Source organism: Shewanella benthica KT99, assembly GCF_000172075.1.
GTDB classification, from domain to species: Bacteria; Pseudomonadota; Gammaproteobacteria; order Enterobacterales; family Shewanellaceae; genus Shewanella; species Shewanella benthica_A.
This window is the reverse complement of record NZ_ABIC01000061.1, coordinates 1-16,554: the sequence shown is the minus strand read 5'-3', so window position 1 is coordinate 16,554 and position 16,554 is coordinate 1. Positions and strand designations below refer to the sequence as shown.

At 45.7% G+C, this 16,554-nt stretch carries 15 protein-coding genes, 1 tRNA gene, 2 rRNA genes and 3 pseudogenes; 12 read left to right on the top strand and 9 right to left on the bottom strand.

Going from position 1 to position 16,554, the window contains the following annotated elements:
• The first annotated feature begins 1 nt into the window (after position 1).
• From rsfS to lipA, 10 genes are all read left to right on the top strand, one after another.
• Entirely contained in the window at positions 2-307 is a 306-nt protein-coding gene (gene rsfS / locus KT99_RS18235) for a ribosome silencing factor (protein ID WP_005503055.1), read from the top strand.
• Positions 307-777 (top strand): 23S rRNA (pseudouridine(1915)-N(3))-methyltransferase RlmH, encoded by a 471-nt coding sequence (rlmH, locus tag KT99_RS18230; protein ID WP_005503054.1) that lies wholly within the window; start codon positions 307-309, stop codon positions 775-777. Before rsfS ends, rlmH begins: the two co-directional genes overlap by 1 nt.
• A 75-nt stretch (positions 778-852) precedes the next feature.
• Positions 853-2,709 (top strand): penicillin-binding protein 2, encoded by a 1,857-nt coding sequence (gene mrdA, locus KT99_RS18225; protein WP_040572194.1) that lies wholly within the window; start codon positions 853-855, stop codon positions 2,707-2,709.
• Positions 2,706-3,812, top strand: coding sequence for a rod shape-determining protein RodA (gene rodA, locus KT99_RS18220; RefSeq protein WP_005503051.1), 1,107 nt, complete (start codon positions 2,706-2,708; stop codon positions 3,810-3,812). Before mrdA ends, rodA begins: the two co-directional genes overlap by 4 nt.
• 223 nt (positions 3,813-4,035) lie before the next feature.
• The gene (gene mltB / locus KT99_RS18215; RefSeq protein WP_232504329.1) at positions 4,036-4,989 is read left to right on the top strand and encodes a lytic murein transglycosylase B; all 954 of its coding nucleotides are present in this window, start codon (positions 4,036-4,038) and stop codon (positions 4,987-4,989) included.
• Positions 4,990-5,070: 81 nt separating this feature from the next.
• Positions 5,071-5,877, top strand: coding sequence for a septal ring lytic transglycosylase RlpA family protein (locus KT99_RS18210; RefSeq protein ID WP_005503048.1), 807 nt, complete (start codon positions 5,071-5,073; stop codon positions 5,875-5,877).
• A 156-nt stretch (positions 5,878-6,033) separates the two neighbouring features.
• Positions 6,034-7,206, top strand: a complete 1,173-nt coding sequence (locus KT99_RS18205; RefSeq protein WP_040572193.1) for a serine hydrolase — start codon at positions 6,034-6,036, stop codon at positions 7,204-7,206.
• A 119-nt stretch (positions 7,207-7,325) separates the two neighbouring features.
• On the top strand, positions 7,326-7,592 hold the full coding sequence (gene ybeD / locus KT99_RS18200) for a DUF493 family protein YbeD (protein WP_005503046.1): 267 nt from the start codon (positions 7,326-7,328) through the stop codon (positions 7,590-7,592).
• Between the two features lie 166 nt (positions 7,593-7,758).
• Positions 7,759-8,412, top strand: a complete 654-nt coding sequence (lipB, locus tag KT99_RS18195; RefSeq protein WP_040572197.1) for a lipoyl(octanoyl) transferase LipB — start codon at positions 7,759-7,761, stop codon at positions 8,410-8,412.
• Entirely contained in the window at positions 8,409-9,374 is a 966-nt protein-coding gene (gene lipA, locus KT99_RS18190; RefSeq protein ID WP_005503042.1) for a lipoyl synthase, read from the top strand. The genes lipB and lipA overlap by 4 nt, the downstream gene beginning before the upstream one ends.
• Before the next feature lie 78 nt (positions 9,375-9,452).
• On the opposite strand, the gene rimI is transcribed toward lipA, so the two are convergent.
• Positions 9,453-9,857, bottom strand: a complete 405-nt coding sequence (gene rimI, locus KT99_RS18185) for a ribosomal protein S18-alanine N-acetyltransferase (RefSeq protein ID WP_005503038.1) — start codon at positions 9,855-9,857, stop codon at positions 9,453-9,455.
• Between the two features lie 53 nt (positions 9,858-9,910).
• Positions 9,911-10,261 carry a hypothetical protein gene (locus KT99_RS18180; RefSeq protein WP_005503036.1) on the bottom strand — a complete coding sequence of 117 codons (351 nt, stop codon included), beginning with the start codon at positions 10,259-10,261 and terminating at the stop codon, positions 9,911-9,913.
• Between the two features lie 57 nt (positions 10,262-10,318).
• Between KT99_RS18180 and KT99_RS23065 the strand changes: the two are divergent.
• Positions 10,319-10,418 (top strand): annotated as a pseudogene (locus tag KT99_RS23065) (DNA starvation/stationary phase protection protein); the annotation flags it as partial.
• Positions 10,419-10,524: 106 nt separating this feature from the next.
• Here KT99_RS23065 and KT99_RS18175 read toward each other — a convergent pair.
• Positions 10,525-10,601, bottom strand: a tRNA-Trp gene (locus KT99_RS18175).
• Positions 10,602-11,054: 453 nt separating this feature from the next.
• On the opposite strand from KT99_RS18175, the gene KT99_RS18170 reads away from it, so the two are divergent.
• Complete coding sequence (locus tag KT99_RS18170; RefSeq protein WP_005503035.1) at positions 11,055-12,014, top strand: IS30 family transposase; 960 nt, start codon at positions 11,055-11,057, stop codon at positions 12,012-12,014.
• Between the two features lie 214 nt (positions 12,015-12,228).
• On the opposite strand, the pseudogene istB reads toward KT99_RS18170, so the two are convergent.
• The 6 genes and pseudogenes from istB to KT99_RS18140 all read right to left on the bottom strand — a co-directional run.
• Positions 12,229-12,968, bottom strand: a pseudogene (gene istB / locus KT99_RS18165) (IS21-like element helper ATPase IstB).
• Between the two features lie 10 nt (positions 12,969-12,978).
• Positions 12,979-14,350 (bottom strand): annotated as a pseudogene (gene istA / locus KT99_RS18160) (IS21 family transposase); the annotation flags it as partial.
• Positions 14,281-14,697, bottom strand: a complete 417-nt coding sequence (locus KT99_RS18155; protein WP_157752224.1) for an ATP-binding protein — start codon at positions 14,695-14,697, stop codon at positions 14,281-14,283. The gene KT99_RS18155 and the pseudogene istA, both read right to left, overlap by 70 nt.
• A 155-nt stretch (positions 14,698-14,852) precedes the next feature.
• Complete coding sequence (locus KT99_RS18150) at positions 14,853-15,092, bottom strand: hypothetical protein (protein ID WP_005503029.1); 240 nt, start codon at positions 15,090-15,092, stop codon at positions 14,853-14,855.
• 1,035 nt (positions 15,093-16,127) lie between these two features.
• A 5S ribosomal RNA gene (gene rrf / locus KT99_RS18145) occupies positions 16,128-16,243 on the bottom strand.
• Between the two features lie 207 nt (positions 16,244-16,450).
• Positions 16,451-16,554: ribosomal RNA gene (locus KT99_RS18140) — 23S ribosomal RNA — on the bottom strand; the annotation flags it as partial.

The window sequence follows — 16,554 nt, the reverse complement described above, 5'->3', positions numbered from 1 at the left end:
CATTTGTGATCGACAGATCGAAGATTTGAAAGCCAAAGATATAGTCACCTTAGCAGTGGCCGAACAGTCTGACATGACTGATTACATGGTGGTTTGTTCAGGTACATCTAAGACTCACGTTAAGGCTATTGCCGAAAATGTTGTCCTTGAATGTAAGCGAGCAGGCTTAAGCATAATCGGTGTCGAAGGCCGTGAAAGCAGTGAGTGGGTTCTTGTGGATCTGGGTGATGTGATTCTTCACGTCATGCAAGATAAGACTCGCGACTTCTATGAGCTTGAAAAGCTCTGGTCTGCCAAACCTGCTTAATGAAATTACAGTTAATCGCGGTTGGTACACGGATGCCAGCTTGGGTCACAGCTGGTTTTCAGGAGTATCAGCGAAGATTTCCCAGAGACATGGCGCTAGAGCTGGTTGAGATCCCGGCAGGGAAAAGAGGCAAGAATGCCGATATCGCCCGCATTCTCCATAAGGAAGGCGAGCAGATGTTGGCTGCTGTCCCCAAGAGCAACCACATAGTCAGCTTAGATCTTCCAGGGAATAACTGGAAGACACCAGACTTGGCCTCGCAGCTCAACCGCTGGCAACTCGATGGCAGAGATGTCAGTTTGCTCATTGGCGGCCCAGAGGGGCTCTCTCCCGCTTGCAAGCAAGCTGCGTCACAAAGCTGGTGCTTATCGGCTTTGACTCTGCCACACCCCCTAGTCAGAATTGTGGTAGCCGAGAGTCTATATCGAGCTTGGAGCGTGAATAACAACCACCCTTATCACAGAGAATAGTAAAGTTCGGTATAACCGGACTTTTTTCGCTAAGAACCAAGCTTTATGCCCATTGCTAAGCCGGAGAAAGTGTAAGTGCCGCCAAGAAAGCGAATTACGATGCATGACCACGCAGCTGAAGCATCGCTTTTTAAACGAAGAGCCTTGTTCACTTTTGCTTGCGTAGTCATCCTATTGAGCATACTGCTAGCAAACTTATATCACCTACAAATCATCTCATACAAAGATTATGCAACTCGCTCGAACGATAACCGTATCAGGGTCGTTCCCGTAGCCCCGAGTCGAGGTTTGATTTATGACCGTCATGGCAAACTATTAGCTGAGAACCGGCCATTTTTCTCTTTGGAACTTATTCCTGAAAAGGTAAAAGATATCCCAAAGATACTCAAAGAGTTAAGCCAGATAATTCCCATCACGGCCGATGAGCAGCAAGATTTTATTGCATCGCTGAAACACCACAGGCGTTTCAAACCACTCACCTTGAAGAACCGTTTAACCGAGGAGCAAGTTGCACTCTTTAGTGTTAACCAGCATAAATTCCCGGGTGTTGCTGTGGTTGCCGGTCTCAAGCGACATTACCTCTATAATGGCTTGATAACGCATGCATTGGGCTATGTAGGCCGTATCAACGACCGAGATCAAGCGAGGCTACGACGAAGTGAGCAATGGAAAAACTACGCCGCAACCAAAGATATAGGTAAACTGGGCATAGAAAAATTCTATGAAAGTTTACTTCACGGTAAGCCGGGTCATTTAGAGGAAGAAGTCAATAATCGCGGGCGCACCATACGCACGCTAAAATCTGTGGCTCCACAGCCTGGGCAGGACATTTACCTCACCTTAGACTTAGATTTACAACGAAAAGCCATGGAACTCCTCAATGGCCGAAGAGGCTCGGTAGTAGCCATCGACCCCCGTGATGGGGGGATCTTAGCCCTAGCATCAAGTCCCACTTACGATCCAAATTTATTTGTGCATGGCATCAGCAGTAAAGCCTACAACAAACTGCTCAACTCAAAATCCAGGCCATTGATCAATCGAGCAACTCAGGGACAATACGCGCCGGCATCCACAGTCAAGCCTCATCTAGCTCTACTCGGTTTGGATGAAAAAATTATCACCACTAAGACTCGCATCTGGGATCCGGGATTTTGGCAGATCCCTGGCGTTGCCAGGAAATACCGCGACTGGAAACGTTGGGGTCATGGCTGGGTAGACGTAAGAGACGCGTTAATCCATTCATGCGATACTTTTTTTTATGATTTAGCATATAACACTGGCGTCAATAAGATTGCCCAGTTCATGGAGCCTTTCGGCTTCGGTAAGCGCACTGGGATAGATATCTTCGAGGAATCCGCCGGGATAATGCCCTCTAAAGACTGGAAGCGCCTTCGTTACAACCAACCTTGGTATATTGGCGATACAATTTCTGTGGGTATAGGGCAAGGTTACTGGACAACGACCCCATTACAGCTCGCCAACGCAGCGGCTATCTTGGCCAATAAGGGCCGTCGCTTTACACCGCATTTGCTCAAATCGATTAAAAACAGTACCTCTAAAATCGACACTCCAATCGATGAACTGGCACCAATCGAGCTAAATGACCCCCAAAACTGGAACATAGTCAATGAGGCTATGAGAGACACTGCCCATAAGAAACGTTTCAAAGACTCCCCCTACACAGCCGCAATGAAGACAGGTACCGCCCAGGTCATAAGTGTCGCCCAAAATACTCGATATGATGCCGATGCCATCGCAGAGCACTTTCGTGACAACGCCTTGACGATTGCCTATGCCCCCTTCGAGAACCCTAGAATTGTGGTCGCCGTCGTATTAGAAAATGCGGGCTGGGGTGGCGCCAACGCAGGTCCGGTAGCTAAAGCCTTACTCGATGAATATATGTTAAGAGATACCTTGGAGCCCCTTCAATGAGTTCGCAAAACCATGACCCCAATATTTGGCAGCGTTTACACCTAGACCTGCCACTATTACTCGGTATTTTGAGCTTGATGCTATTCGGCCTGTTTGTTATCTATTCCGCCGGTGGTGAGGATTTAGCTCTGCTGGAAAGGCAGCTAGTCAGAATGGGACTGTCTCTGGCAATCATGTTTATTGTGGCGCAGATAAATCCCGAAGTATTCAGACGTTGGGCCTTTCCAATCTACCTGGCTGGAATAGCCTTGTTACTTGGCGTTCACTTCTTCGGTGAAATCAATAAGGGGGCACAACGTTGGCTCAACCTTGGTTTCATGGAGTTTCAACCCTCAGAGCTGATTAAATTAGCCTTTCCCATCACTATGGCTTGGTATATCAGTAAGTATCCACTGCCGCCAAAGAAAAGATATTTAGCTGGAGCCGGAGTGCTTTTGCTGATCCCGACCTTGTTAATCGCAAAACAACCAGATCTGGGGACTTCAATTCTTGTAGCTGCATCGGGCATTTTTGTGCTGTTTCTATCTGGCATGAGCTGGGCGATAGTGGGTACCTTTGTAGGCGGCATATTAGCTATGCTGCCCGTACTCTGGTTTTTCCTGATGCATGACTATCAGAAAACCCGCGTTCTCACCCTGCTCGATCCTGAGAAAGATCCTCTGGGTGCCGGTTATCACATCATACAATCTAAGATTGCCATAGGCTCAGGTGGCCCTTGGGGCAAAGGCTGGCTAGATGGAACCCAATCACAACTAGAGTTCTTACCCGAGCGCCACACTGACTTTATCTTTGCCGTCATAGGAGAAGAATTTGGTCTGATAGGCAGTGCACTATTATTGATCATGTACCTCTTTGTCATAGGCAGAGGACTGGTGATTGCATCTCAGGCACAGACCAGTTTTGCCCGCCTCCTGGCTGGGAGCATCACCTTAACCTTCTTCGTTTACATTTTCGTCAATATTGGCATGGTTTCCGGCCTGTTGCCTGTGGTCGGAGTTCCACTACCGCTAATCAGCTATGGCGGCACCTCTATGCTCACTTTGATGACTGGATTTGGCATTCTGATGAGTATTCATACCCATAGGCGATTTGTCGACAGGTAAATCGATACGATGAAACCATTACTGCGGCACGTTATTACTCGTACACCAGCTTATAGGCTTTTTCGCTGCAAACATGTAGGCTGAAACAGTTTGAATGAATTAAGACAAGGTTAAACTCGCTTGTCTTAGCGGTTTTACCCATAGCATTATCCAGATACAGGGAACGGTTTCAGTGAATACAAAACCAAAACTAGTAACGGCTCTACTCATAGCAGCATTCTCCATCTCGGCCACGGCAAGTACAAGCATTCTTGATGATGCCAGTGTGGCACCATTAAAAACTGAATTTATGCAGACCCAAAGAGCCTTAGGCTTTACGCAGAAAGAAGTTCAACAGTTTCTTGATACGGCGAAATACGATCAAGGTGTCATTGACGCAATGACCAAGCCTTGGGAAGCCAAACCTTGGCATCAGTATTACCCCATATTTCTCACTGAAAAACGATTAGAGGCTGGCATCGCCTTCTGGGAGAAGCATAAGGCGACTGTGAGTCGCGCGGCTAAAGAGTTCGATGTAGATCCTGAAATCATCATCGCCATCATCGGCATTGAAACCTTCTATGGCGGTTACATGGGTAACTACCCAGTCGTTGACGCCCTCTATACTTTAGGTTTCTATTACCCACCCAGAGCCACCTTTTTCAGGAAAGAATTAAGTAATCTACAGACGCTAATCAAAGATGAACAGCTCGATATAAATAACCTAAAGGGGTCTTACGCCGGTGCCATGGGGTTCGGACAGTTTATTCCTTCGAGCTATCGCCATTATGCCGTCGACTTTGATCATGATGGACGCAGGGACCTGCTCAACAATCCAGTTGATGCCATAGGCAGCGTAGCAAACTATTTCCACCAACATGGCTGGCAGCCTGGCGCACCGGTTGTACTGCCTTTATCGGTCGATAATAAGCTAGCTTCTCAACTGAACGTTTGGACTGGTGAGAAATTAACCTATACCGCGGCCGACATTTTAACACCAAGCGTAGCCCTGGCAGAGGCCATCGATATCGACGTATCCCAACTGGCACTAGTTATCAAATTGGAACAAGAAAACAATACTGAATATTGGATGGGCTTGAATAACTTTTATGTGATCACACGCTATAATCGTAGCCCCCTATACGCTATGGCAGTCTATCAATTTAGCCAAAAGTTGAAAAACGCCGCCTATCTTTAAGCAAGCTAACTTTTTCTCGGATCCATGGCTAACACAAATACCCATGATAATTAAAGACTTGGGTTGGAAACTGAAACCTTTATGACATTTGATATAAAAATCACACGCACACTGGCCATTTTGGCCGTATTATCGCTATCGGCCTGCTCTAGCTCAGAAAGCAGCAACAGCAGTCGATATGAACTCGCCAATGATAAAGCCCCAAGCAGCGCATCAGATGTATCAAAAGTTGAAGATGCCCACCCCAAATATGAAGCCTATAGCCGGGGGGGGAATAAGACGAATTACACTGTGCTTGGCAAAACTTATCAGGTATTGGACTCAGGCAAAGACTTTCAACAAACAGGTCTTGCATCTTGGTACGGCTCAAAATTTCATGGCCACCTGACATCTAACGGTGAAACCTATGATATGTACTCCATGTCCGCAGCGCACAAATCATTGCCCCTGCCGAGCTATGTCAAAGTGACTAATATCAACAACAACAAACAAGTGATTGTTAGGGTTAATGACAGAGGTCCTTTTCACGATGACCGAATCATAGATCTCTCCTATGCGGCTGCGCATAGGCTAGATATGCTTAAAACAGGAACTGCCAATGTCAAAATTGAAGTGATATATATTGCAAGCCCTGAGTCGATTGCTCTGGCGGAGCTCAAAAATACCAAGCTTCACTATATTCAGGTTCTGGCATCCTCGGACAAGGCTAAACTAAATGCGATCTCAAAAGAACTGGAGAATAAATATCAAGTTAAGACAAGAATACTAGCGGTCAATAAGCTCTATAAGTTGCAACTAGGCCCCATAGGCCAGAAGCAGCTTGCGACTCAGTTAAACCAACAATTAAGAAACAATGGCTACCCTCAGAGCTATCTGATCACGCAATAGTATTTGTCTTTAAAATTTGAGTGAGAGGTAAGAGTTGAATATGACTTCCATTTACAAAAGATTAATGAACCTTCACTGAATTAGAGAGCCTACTAGTGATATACTGCAGCCAATTTTGCTTTCCGATTTTAACCTAAGAAGACGTACCTTGTTGATATGAAATTTTTAAATCGCCCTTTAAAAACGCTTATTCTTGCGACCTCAATCGCGTGCTCATTCTCCTATGCAGCGCCTATAGTTACACCTATTGCGCCAACTGTTGCGGCGAAAGCCTATGTCTTAATGGACTACAACACAGGACAAATCATTGCGGAAGAAAATGCTTACGAGAGCTTGAACCCTGCAAGCCTTACCAAGATGATGACCAGTTATGTCATAGGCCATGAAATCAAGGTAGGCAATATCTCACCAGAAGATGAAGTCACGATCAGTAAAAAAGCCTGGTCAAAGAACTTTCCTGACTCATCGAAGATGTTTATTGAGGTAGGAAAGCAAGTCACGGTCGACGACTTAAACCACGGTATCATCATCCAGTCAGGTAACGACGCTTGCGTGGCTATGGCAGAGCACATTGCCGGCACAGAAGATGGTTTTGTCGACCTGATGAATTCTTGGGCAATACAGCTTGGCATGAAGGACAGTTTTTTTGAAAACTCTCACGGTCTGGATGCTAAAAATCATAAGTCGACTGCCTATGATATGGCACTTTTAGGAGCAGCTCTTATCCGTGATGTACCCGACGAATATGCTGTCTACAAACAAAAATCATTTACCTATAACGGTATAAAGCAATATAACCGTAACGGCCTGTTATGGGACAAGAGCATGAATGTTGATGGCATAAAAACCGGACACACATCTGGTGCCGGATATAATCTGGTTACATCGGCGACAAAAGACGGTATGCGTTTAATTTCTGTGGTCATGGGCACCAAAAGTGAAAATGCACGTAAGGCAGAAAGCAAAAAGCTGCTCAACTATGGTTTCCGTTTCTTCGAAACCATTACTCCATACAAGGCTGGTGACAGCTTTGTATCGCAACAGATTTGGTTTGGTGACAAAGAATCCGTTGATTTAGGTGTCACTACAGATACACCAATCACCATCAACCGTGGTCAGGCTAAAAACTTACGAGCCAACTTCGAGCTTACCAAAGAGTTAACGGCGCCATTGGCCAAAGGCGAGACCGTAGGCCGTATCTACTTTCAGCTTAATGGTAAAGATATCGCTCAATTCCCGCTAGTCACCCTGCAAGAAGTCAATGAAGGTAGCTGGTTCAGTAGGCTAATGGATTACTTTAAGCAGATGTTTGCAGGCTGGTTTAGTTAGATATTTTTATAAGCAAAATTTGAAGCCACCTTAGGGTGGCTTCTTTGTTTCAAGTCTCCCTTGAAAAACGTATAATGAGCTCCATATAGAGCCTATTACATCGGCAAGAGATTATAGATATGTTAGATACAAAATTTGATGAACTGATGGAATTTCCAGCCTCATTCTCGTTTAAAATCATTGGAGATGCCAGTGATTCCTTAGCCGACAGAGTCATTGCCGTGGTTCAACAACACGTTCCAGGTGATTATGTTCCAAGCACAAAGGTGTCCAGTAAAGGCACTTATAATTCGATCACCATTCATGTTACGGTTAAAAATAAAGCACAGGTAGAGACACTTTATGTAGAGCTTGCCGCCATTGAAGGTGTGAAGCGCGTCCTATAATCGCTGTATTTTGTATTTTGAATTATGATTAGTGAAGTGCACTTAAAAATCAGACACTTGTCAATTATTTCAAGTGTCTTCTCTAACCGATAAATGTGATCTAGCTTACATTTATCGGTTAGAGGAGTATAATGCCGCCATTATTGTTTAAGGGGAGAGGTTGACCTTGTCTCAGAGCTCGTTACACGTTAGATATCTTGGTCAGCAAGATTACGAATCGGTATGGCACGCGATGCAGGACTATACCGACAACCGGGATGAATCTAGTCCAGATCAACTTTGGATAGTAGAGCATCCACCTGTGTTTACCCAAGGTCAAGCAGGCAAGAGTGAACACATTATCAACCCGGGTGATATCCCAGTCATACTGGTCGACCGAGGTGGTCAAGTGACTTATCACGGACCAGGTCAGCTTGTCGCTTACCCTCTTATCAATATAAAAAGACTCAAGATTGGTGTACGTCAACTCGTCACCGAGATTGAAAACAGCATAGTGCAGATGCTCGAAAAATATCAAGTTAAAGCCTATGCAAAAGCCGATGCTCCAGGCGTTTATGTCGATGAAGGTAAAATCGCATCGCTAGGCTTAAGGATCCGTAAGGGCTGTTCTTTTCACGGTTTAGCCCTTAATGTCGATATGGATATGAGCCCGTTTCAACGAATTAATCCATGTGGTTATGTCGGTTTAAAAATGGTGCAATGCAAGTCGTTAGGCGGACCGCAGACTGTCGAAGAGGCAGGCGAGCAACTCGTTAAAACATTTAGCCAGAACTTAGGCTATCAGAATCTAGTTCATCATCAAGGATTGCCAGAGTCATGAGTAGGCCAGAAAGATTACAACCTGGAGTTAAACTAAGAGATGAAGCTAAACTCTCTCGAATTCCAATTAAAGTCGTCCCTTCGGAGCGTGCAACCATGCTACGTAAACCCGATTGGTTGCGAGTAAAACTACCGGCATCGAACCAAAGGATCACTGAAATAAAGCAGGCTTTGCGCAAGAATGGTCTTCACTCTGTATGTGAAGAGGCATCTTGCCCCAACCTAGCTGAGTGCTTTAACCATGGTACGGCCACCTTTATGATTTTAGGCGCCATCTGTACCCGTCGCTGCCCATTCTGTGATGTTGCCCACGGACGTCCACTAAAGCCTGATGCCGAAGAACCAGTAAAATTAGCTCAGACCATCAGGGATATGAAGCTTAAATATGTGGTTATCACCTCAGTGGATCGTGACGATTTGCGTGACGGTGGTGCTCAACATTTCGCGGATTGTATCCGTGAAATACGCTTACTCAACCCTGATATCAAGATCGAAACCTTAGTCCCCGACTTCCGTGGACGTATCGATGCAGCTTTGGAGATTTTGGCCACCGAGCCACCGGATGTGTTCAATCACAACCTTGAAACCGCACCTATGCACTACCGTAAGGTTAGACCCGGTGCTAACTATCAATGGTCTCTCGATCTGTTGAAAAAGTTTAAAGAGCGTCATCCACACATCCCGACTAAGTCAGGACTGATGATGGGCTTAGGTGAAACCAACGAAGAGATAGCTCAGGTATTACGCGATCTTCGCGCTCATAATGTTGAGATGCTGACACTAGGTCAATACTTACAACCATCAAAATTCCACTTGCCGGTAGAACGTTATGTGCCACCGGCAGAATTTGATGAACTGAAAGTCTTTGCCGAAGAGATAGGCTTTACTCATGCAGCCTGTGGACCTATGGTGCGCTCTAGCTACCATGCAGATCTGCAAGCTCAAGGTAAAGAAGTCAAATAGTCCTCTTAGCTAGACATCAAGCGTCGCGGATCCGTTAGCCGGCGCTATTTTTTTGCCTGAATTTTGTGATTTTAGAGGTCATCGGTTAATTGCCAGTTCCATCAAGATAGCGTCTTCATTACCATTCTCAGTCTTATAATAAGACTGACGAATACCAGACTCTTTGAAATCATACTTAGAATACAAGTGTTTCGCAGCCAGGCTCGACGATCTAACTTCCAAAAATAATGTCTCGACTTTTGAGTGAACGGCATGAGCAATCACTGCCTGTAATAACATTTGACCATATCCTCTCCCCTGCTCAGAGGGGTCGACACAGATATCCATCAAGGTCGCATCTTCAAATATTAGATGAAGAATAGCAAACCCCACCAAATCGCCCTCAACCCTAAGCCCAAATGTGGAGTACAAGGTGCCAAAACAGCTCTCAATGGTTCTAAGGCTCATAGGATGTGAATGTGCAAGCGCTGCGAGTGTAGACATGTTCACAGCATCTGTGGGGCTTAATGAGCATACTCGGTGTAACGGACTCATAGTTATCCTATCTGAGATTCTTTGTTATGAGCAACAATGAGATCCCACAGCTCTCGTTTAGCTTCACCCTTTATTATAAGCTCAGCTAGAGGTGCTGAACTCAGTACAGGATGAGACTTGGGCATCTTGAGACGTCGCATATCCCAAATGACATCAGTTCCTTTACTCGCCTTCTGTGTAAATGAGCAGTTGGTGATGGGACAGCCTATGAGGGACAATACTGAATTAATCACAGGGTGATGCTCAATACCGGGCTCAACACTATCAACTAAGATGATATAAGCCTTAGCTGCATTACTAGTCTGTACCCACCTCTTGATCCCCATCGCATCTAAATATGCCGCTTTTTCCACTCTGGTCAATGCCTTTCATTCTTTGATTATCGATAGGATACCAGCTTATAAAGCAAGGCTGAAGCCAATGATGAGGCGACTGCAGATCGGCTCGCCCAAAGAATCCAGACCCATGAAAAAAATGGCATGGATGTTAAAGGATCTGTTAGCAGTTTAGCAAGAAGTCAGTAACGAGTCTTAATAAACTTAATGGGAACTACTGAATAAAATCAGCAAATCTCAGATGCAAAAAAGCCGAGCTAATGCTCGGCTTTTTCTAAAAATGGCAGGGGTAGCAAGACTCGAACTCGCAACCATCGGTTTTGGAGACCGCTGTTCTACCAATTGGAACTATACCCCTGTTGACGAAACGCATTATGCTTAAACTCCCCTAAAAGGTAAAGTACTTTTTAGTATAAAACCGCTTAACTGCGGCATTTTCAATCAAGGATTATGATTGGGACACTTTTTAAACATTATCGCGTAAGACATAGTTTAAATAACAGAAAATACTATCTAAAATGCCAGTATCCCCCAAAATACTGGCAACCCACCCAGGCTTTAGCCTATAAACCGCAAGGCGAAGCTAAAGCCGGCGTTAATTCAGCTACTCTATCAAAATGATTGACCTTTCCATCTCTGAATTGAGTGACATAATCTTTCACTTCGGCGGTTGAAAGTAAAGCTCCCTTAATATGGAATACCCAGTCGATATTCGCGGCTGGAGTAATACAATAAGTGCAACAGGCTGAAATTTGAATAGTGAGCCAGCTGAAGGCACAATCTAAGCTCTCACACAAAAATCAAGTCCGTTATGAATAAACTCAACGAACAGTACCGACAGCTAACTCAAGAGCCACGATACCAGATTTCAGCCCTTCGTAAAACAGGGATGGGACTGAGAGGCATTGCCAAAGAGATCGGGGTACATTACAGCACTGTTAGTCGGGAGCTGAATAGAAATTCACCCCCTAATGGATACTCAGGTGCTGAGGCTCACCCGCTGAGTGATATACGGAAACGAACATCCTTAAAAGCGAACAAACGTCATAGCCACACAGATGACATCATCCGTGGCTCCGTCATTTTAGGCTGGTCTCCAGAGACTATTAGTCTGCGAATGACGGTTGAAAGTAAAGTCACAGAGACGCTTAGCCATACGACTATCTACCGACGTATTGAAGAGAATAGGTTGCAAGGTGGTCACCTGTACCGTCAGTTGCCCAGGTTTGGTAAAACACGGTGGAAGGGTGGGAAACGTAATAAAAAAGCGGGAGTTAGGCTAATTCCTGATCGAGTCGATATTACAGAGCGGCCTGATATTGTGGATGCGCGGACGCGATTAGGTGATTGGGAAGGAGACACAGTACACGGGCAGAGTGCCCACCTTGTGACACTCGTCGATCGCACAAGCCGCTTTACGCTAGCCAAACGTGTATTTAGCAAAACGAAAGAAGAAGTTGGCGATGCAATGATTGCTCTGCTGAAAACCGTTCACACGGTAAAGACAGTGACGTTAGATAATGGCGGTGAATTTGCAGGTCACGTTCGAGTGTCAAAGGCAACAGGTGCAGATATGTACTTTGCCAAGCCTTATGCCAGTTGGCAACGAGGAACCAATGAGAATACCAATGGTCGGATCAGGCATTTTTGGCCAAAAAAATTCGACATGGGCAAACTGACAGATGATGAAATTGAAAAAAGGATCTTGCTACTTAATTTCACGCCAAGAAAAGTATTAGGTGGCCTCACTCCATTTGAGGTCTATATGTGACAGGGTGTTGCACTTATTACTTGAATCCAGCGATAAGTCACCTGATATCTGTACCGGTAAGTTCGAGCTATTCAGCTTGATACTTTATCAAACCCCAGACGTAAACCCTTCCCTACGCCATCCTTGGCGTTCAAGTGCGTATTCCGGCGATTGCGATCACTCATTTCGGTTTAATCCGATCACCTAAATCATCTTTTTTCTCTCACCCCTATTTCTACCCTAAGTGATCGGATTGCGCCAGTTTTCTCATCGATTCACCACCCAGCTCTATTCGGTGGCCGTTGTGGATTAAGCGATCTAATAACGTATCGGCGATCGTGGCGTTACTGATCATGTTGTACCACTCTTTACTGGCAGTTGGCTGATCACTATGGTGCTGCTTTCTTGATACCTATCTTCTAGCACTTCAAGTAAATGGCTTGATTGCTCCTGGGTTAGTTTATTCATGCCCCAGTCATCGATTATCAGCAGCGCTTTTTTCGATAGCGCCAGCAGTTGTTTCTGATAACTACCATCTAATTTTCCTGAGTTTAAGTCATCTAGGAGCCGACTTAGGCGATAGTATCTGACGGTGTACTGGCGCTCGCAGGCTTGCTCTGCGATGGCACAAGCAACATAAGTCTTTCCCGCTCCCGTAGGCCCCGTGATAAGGATGTTTTGATGTTTGTGCAAGTAACGGCCTGTTAGCAACTCACTCATCTTGGCCCGCATTAGACCGCGTCCTTCCTTATAAATCAGTTGGCTAGCTTGCGCGTTGAGCCGTAATTTGGCTTGTCGCTTCAGACGTTGGATCTTAGTTTGGTCTCGATTTAACAGCTCGCATTCCAGCAGCAAGCCTAGCCTTTCCTCGAAGCTCAATTCTGCGTAGGTTGAGAGCTGTTCTCGTTGTTGCTCTAAGGCCTGCGCTGCATGACCTAAGCGTAATGTTTTGAGTTGTTCATTGAGATGATCCATCAACTTACTCCTAGTGGTAACTACTGGGGCCACGAACGTTGCTATGCTCGATATTGGGCGTACTGGTGCTATCGCTCGAGAGTCTTCCTTCGCGGTGGTTGCTGAGCAGATTTTTGATGAACTTTAGATAGGGCTTGTCGACCAGTACCGCATCTTTACACGCCTGCTCTAAGCGATTGTCACCGTGTTGTCTGCTTAAACTGAGTAAGCCTAAGCAGCTGCGGTAGGCCTGCTCTGGATGTGCCTTGCTTTTCAGCTGTGCATTGACGACTTCACGGGTAGCTGGACCGATATTTTTGGCCCAACTAAGCAGTCGTTGTGGTGACCACTTTTGATGCTGATGATTACTCGGCATATGCATGTCGATGGTACTTTGGCCATGCTCTTTTTCACTGCTAGGATGCTGCGCAACCAAGTTGCCTTGATGATAGATCTTGACCAGTCTTGAGGATGCTTCCAACTCGACATGCTCACCAACTAGCTGGTGCGGCACTGAGTAGTAGTGCTTCTTATATTGGATATGATAGTCAGGGCCGACTTTGGCGCGTTTGGTTTCGGTATAAAGATAGGGCTGCTGGGGTAATGGCTTTAGCGCTGGCTTGTCTAACGTCTCAAATAAGGCCTGACGGCTGGCTCCTATCTGCCGCATCTCACGCTGATTGAGATCATGCATCAAGTTACGGATGACGATGTTCAACTCTGCATAGGTATGAAACACTTGATGCCGTAGTCGCATTAAGATCCAACGCTCAACGATCAACGATCAACACCGCATTTTCGGCCTTGGCTTTATCCTTGGGTTTGTAAGGTCTGGCTGGCATCACCGCCGTGCAGTAATGATTGGCGAGCTTACGATAGCTATCGTTCAAGATCGGTTCATAGCGGCAGGGCTTGGTAACGGCCGATCTGAGATTATCTGGCACTAGCAGGTGCGGCACACCACCGAAAAACTCGAAGGCATTAACGTGAGCCTGCAACCAGCTTTCAAGCCGTTGGCTTCTGCTGGCCTCCACATAAGTGTAATTAGATGCCCCCAGTGTCGCCACGAAGATCTGCGCCGTTCTTACTTCACCCGTATCTGGATTAACGATGGGAACGGTTGGACCGCAGTAATCGATGAAGAGCTTATCGCCCGCAGTGTGTTGCTGACGCATGCTGCGCTTTTGCTTCTTAAACCAGCGAGTGTAGTACTTACAAAACTGAGTGTAGCCATAAGCACAAGCCTGGTATTGCGTGTGGTATTCCTCCCACAGTAGACGCTTGGTCATGCCTTTTCGTTTCAATTCTTTGAAGCATAGCGCGAAATCTGGCATCACCTTATGCTGTGATGGCCCCTTGTCTTGATACAAAGCCTGAGTAAGTTGAACATCTGATGTGCCATCGCCGTACCTGTCGTGAATTTTACACGAACAGATTGCTCAATAAGCGCATAACCCAGCGCGGCTGCTATGTGAGTTTTACCTAGGCCGCTCGCACCGAATAATAAAATATTATGCCCTTGTCTCAACCAGCTCAACTCACTGGCCTTACGTTTAACTTGAACTGCGCTAATGCCGACCACTTCACTGAAATCGTATTGAGACAACTGTTTCCCTATCGGTAACTGGCTTTCTTTGAGTAAGCGTTTTAGGCGTACTTCCTGTCGATGTGTCGCCTCTATTTCACATAATTGAGCGAGAAATAGCTCGGGTTCCCACTGCTCCTTCACCGCCTTTAGGGATAAGAGCATCCCTGATTTGCGATGCTTTAAAAGCATTACGTTTCTTAGCCAATGCATGGATAACATGATGATAATCTATTGAGCGACCACGAGTTGCGCCTTGAGTATGCATTCGCGCTAAGGTTAATGTGAGTTCATGCCCATAGAAAAGCACTACACGGTCATCAAAAATGTGTGCCAGCGAGGGTTATATTTAGCTCGTTGGCCCAAGTGTAGTCAGAAATGCCCATTGCCCCCGGCGTATGTTTCTGCCTGAAAATGACGCCTTGCTCAGGCCCGTGTATGACGATTCGGCGTTGTAAAGTGCGTAGCTGTGAGCGCTCCAATTGCCCCGGTGCGATTTCCTCTAGTTTTTCGAATAATGTAATGGGCTGCAGTGAGGGTTCTTTTTCAAGCAACGGCACAACATGCTGCTCGAAAGACCATTAAGAGGATCTTTTCTGGTCGCGTATTGGCATGGTAATTTGCTGGTGTTGTGTTGGCTAGCATCAATTCGTCTAGCTGAACGGGAAGAAAACCCCGCCTTTGCCGCAGCAGATGATTGAGTCTGTTTAGGTTTATTACGATAAGACATATATAGGTTAACCTGTAGTTGGTTTATGGGTTTTCCAGGCATATAAATCTCTCAAGAATTATGTATGCCTAAAGATGACCAAAACCGGACAAGCTAATTGTCGCGAACTGGCCAAGTTAATTGTCGCCTAATAGAGTGTTTGTGAAGCCTGGAACACTTTCACCGAGAGTGCTGAAAGAGTGACAAAAATGTGTTCTAGGGATTGGGCGAATATGACCAGTTAATTTTCCAGATTGGTATTACCCCCCTGGAAATGACCTACTCGATCCACGAAGTGGACACATGGGGGTGAAATTACGGCGCTTTGAATACGCAGTATTCAGCCCTAATTGAACGCGGAGAAACTTCGTTTCGTAGCGGGAGAGTCCGCTCAGCGGCGGGGCGACATCGGGGGTAGGCATTCATGCCATCCTAAGTGGATAAGTCACCTGATATCTGTACTGATAAGCTCGAGCTAAACAGCCAACACTTTATTAAATCCCAGACGCAAACCCTTTCCTACGCCATCCTTGGCGTTCAAGGATAAGTACTTCCTGTACAAAAAGCCACCTTATTCAGGTGGCTTTTTCACTTAATGAGCGCCTGGAAATGACCTACTCGATCCACGAAGTGGACACATGGGGGTGAAATTACGGCGCTTTGAATACGCAGTATTCAGCCCTAATTGAACGCGGAGAAACTTCGTTTCGTAGCGGGAGAGTCCGCTCAGCGGCGGGGCGACATCGGGGGTAGGCATTCATGCCATCCTAAGTGGATAAGTCACCTGATATCTGTACTGATAAGCTCGAGCTAAACAGCCAACACTTTATTAAATCCCAGACGCAAAAAAGCCACCTTATTCAGGTGGCTTTTTCACTTAATGAGCGCCTGGAAATGACCTACTCTCACATGGGGAGACCCCACACTACCATCGGCGCAATTGCGTTTCACTTCTGAGTTCGAGATGGATTCAGGTGGGGCCACAATGCTATGGTTTCCAGACTAATTTTGCGATTACTTTCAGCTTTTCAAAAAGCTAAAGGTAAAAGAATTTAGAAAGCTGGCTATTTAAAAAGTCTTTTAAACAGCTTTAAATAAAAGTAATAATTGGTTCAACTTAAATCAAGTCGGTATTCTTTTGTGCTTGTAAAGTAATCACTCATTAACCACATACTTCTCTCTTAACAAGAGTAAACCCATCTGGGTTGTATGGTTAAGCCTCACGAGTCATTAGTACAGGTAGCTCAATGCCTCACAGCACTTACACACCCTGCCTATCAACGTCCTAGTCTCGAACGGCTCTTTAGAGGATT

Bases quoted from the DNA above. Each gene is read 5' to 3' on its own strand.
- rlmH (WP_005503054.1), top strand. From the start codon at position 307: ATGAAATTACAGTTAATCGCGGTTGGTACACGGATGCCAGCTTGGGTC.
- rodA (WP_005503051.1), top strand. From the start codon at position 2,706: ATGAGTTCGCAAAACCATGACCCCAATATTTGGCAGCGTTTACACCTA.
- KT99_RS18210 (WP_005503048.1), top strand. From the start codon at position 5,071: ATGACATTTGATATAAAAATCACACGCACACTGGCCATTTTGGCCGTA.
- KT99_RS18205 (WP_040572193.1), top strand. From the start codon at position 6,034: ATGAAATTTTTAAATCGCCCTTTAAAAACGCTTATTCTTGCGACCTCA.
- ybeD (WP_005503046.1), top strand. From the start codon at position 7,326: ATGTTAGATACAAAATTTGATGAACTGATGGAATTTCCAGCCTCATTC.
- lipA (WP_005503042.1), top strand. From the start codon at position 8,409: ATGAGTAGGCCAGAAAGATTACAACCTGGAGTTAAACTAAGAGATGAA.
- rimI (WP_005503038.1), bottom strand. From the start codon at position 9,857: ATGTCTACACTCGCAGCGCTTGCACATTCACATCCTATGAGCCTTAGA.
- KT99_RS18170 (WP_005503035.1), top strand. From the start codon at position 11,055: ATGAATAAACTCAACGAACAGTACCGACAGCTAACTCAAGAGCCACGA.
- KT99_RS18155 (WP_157752224.1), bottom strand. From the start codon at position 14,697: ATGCTCTTATCCCTAAAGGCGGTGAAGGAGCAGTGGGAACCCGAGCTA.